The sequence below is a fragment of the Oleiphilus sp. HI0132 genome (assembly GCF_001635845.1).
The window spans coordinates 1-2165 of record NZ_LWGJ01001166.1 but is presented as its reverse complement, the minus strand read 5'-3'; the positions used below and the strand labels follow the sequence as shown (position 1 = coordinate 2165).

2 protein-coding genes are annotated in these 2165 nt (G+C 44.3%); both read right to left on the bottom strand.

The window, feature by feature from the left end:
- Positions 1–102 precede the first annotated feature (102 nt).
- A complete protein-coding gene (locus A3766_RS16415; protein ID WP_068515137.1) occupies positions 103–654 on the bottom strand; it encodes a DUF523 domain-containing protein in 552 nt (183 codons plus the stop codon).
- A 500-nt stretch (positions 655–1154) separates the two neighbouring features.
- Entirely contained in the window at positions 1155–2045 is an 891-nt protein-coding gene (locus A3766_RS16410; RefSeq protein ID WP_068515133.1) for a hydrogen peroxide-inducible genes activator, read from the bottom strand.
- Positions 2046–2165 lie beyond the last annotated feature (120 nt).

The window sequence follows — 2165 nt, the reverse complement described above, 5'->3', positions numbered from 1 at the left end:
GGCAGTAGATGTAATTTTATAAGCCAATGATTGGAGATTAGGGCTGAGGATAACCTTGAGCGCGAGTGGCCCTTGCTTAAGATAGGTTACGCCTGATACTTGTCATTTCCGCGATTTAAAGTGAGCATGAACTCGCTTAACAAACTCCATATACTGACTTTCGTCGTGCAAATTCACTTCTTCTTCGATCGGCAATAAAGGGAACCTTTCCTTCAAGGCTGCCGCGAATAGGCCCATACCGCCTTGTTGGTGAATAGTGCTGTCACTCTGAAATATTTTGACGTTTCTGACTCCGCAGCTGGGTGAGTTTTTCATCAGAACAAAGCCATCTAAAGACCCAAAGCTATCAAGGGCCTCTTTGCAGCCTTCAAGTAATTGAGGGCCTAAGTTTATGCCTGTTAAGTCAGTGTCATCGTTATACCGTAGCGTTGGCCTGGAAGGGTTGCCGGTAAGTCGCATTTTGGGGCGGGGTATACCAAAACCGGCAGCGGCTTCAGGGCAGAATGTTTCAAAAGAGAAGTGTTTGCTCAATTCGTCTAAGCACAATGATGAGCGTTTATGCTTTCCGTCATAACGTACTTCAAATCCTGCAAGGCAGGCGCTTAGACCAATCTTAGGTTTTGATCCTGGCATTTTATATGATGCTTGTGACATGGTACCTGGTGCTTAGGGGAGCGAGTTTAGGCTTATTTTGAACTATTCGAAGGAGAATGAATATAGTATTTCTTATATCTAACAAATAACGATTGCCGTAGGCAGAGGGTTCCAGCCTTCGCTGGATCAACCCCGTACTAGCCCGCTTGCGAGCCATGGAAGGCTCTGCCTACAGAAGTCGGTTTACCTAGTGCCCGCGTAGGCAGAGGGTTCCGCCCCTCGCAGACTCTGCCCCATGCTACTCCTCATGCGAGCTGTGGAAGGCTTTGCCTACAGTTAGATGGGTTTAGCGACAAACCCTGTCCTGGTAGTAGTCATTGCTGTAGTTGCAGGACTTACATGCAGAAGGCTTGTCATTACTATGCTTTGATGCTTTTGGGCTAATTGTCTCGATAATCTTTTTCATTCGACTTTCTCCTATTGATTGTTTGCATTGTTAGCTTCGCAAGTCATGTGCAATTTGTATAGTTCAAAAAATAGAAGTAGATGATCACTTTTTCTTAACGAAGTTCTTCAGCAAACACTTCCATTAAGCACTCAATGTTCTTGACGCCGATATAGTTGGGGCGACTTAAAAAAGCGATTCTGCGATGAGGTCCTGGTTCATTCAAGTGAATTGCTTTGAGGTCATCGCTTTGGCTATCTATCTGCTTTAAGGCCATCTCGGGAACGAGAGTACTACCCATACGACCGGCCACCATTTGAATCAAAGTGTTGAGGCTGGTCGCGCCTAGTGTTTCACTTTGTTCATTATTACTTAGCTTACATGCTGCTAGGGCATGATCTTTAAGGCAGTGACCGTCCTTGAGTAGCATTAGTTTTGACTGATCTATTTCGGTACTGGTGATTTCATCTAAACCTGATTGCTCTGCATCATTGCGCGTCAGCCAGTAAAAGTCTTCTTGAAAGAACTCAAAGGCTAACAGTCCGTCATGTGGATAGGGTAGCGCCAGAATTGCGGTATCAATCTCGCCTTTGCGGATCATGTCTACCAGGACATGAGACTGCTCTTCGATAATTGTCAGTTTGAAGTCAGGGTATTGTTGGCGAAGTGCAGGTAAGACTTTGGGAAGTAAGTAAGGCCCGACTGTTGGAATGACACCAACCGTCATCGGATGATTTAAAGGCGCTTTCTGGTTTTGCGATAGTTGATAAAGGCTGTCGACTTCCAGTTTGATACTTTGTGCCCGTTGCAGAAACATCTTTCCGGTGGGGGTAATCAGTACCTTCTTATTGTCTCGTTCGAATATTTGAATATCCAACTGCTTTTCTAATTCACTTAAGGCGGTGCTCAGTGCTGACTGAGATACTGAACAGGCTTCAGCAGCTTTCTTGAAGTGCAGCGTTTTCTCGACAGCCAAAGCATAGTGAATTTGCTTGAGTGAAATCATGGTCTTGCTCTCTTCTCACAATAATAGTGATGAGTTTAGATCAATGTTCAGTTTTTTTGAACATCACCTTTTATTTAATTCAATTTATTTAATTCTTGTTCGCGCTTAATCTTATTCCTG

Bases quoted from the DNA above. Each gene is read 5' to 3' on its own strand.
- A3766_RS16415 (WP_068515137.1), bottom strand. From the start codon at position 654: ATGTCACAAGCATCATATAAAATGCCAGGATCAAAACCTAAGATTGGT.
- A3766_RS16410 (WP_068515133.1), bottom strand. From the start codon at position 2,045: ATGATTTCACTCAAGCAAATTCACTATGCTTTGGCTGTCGAGAAAACG.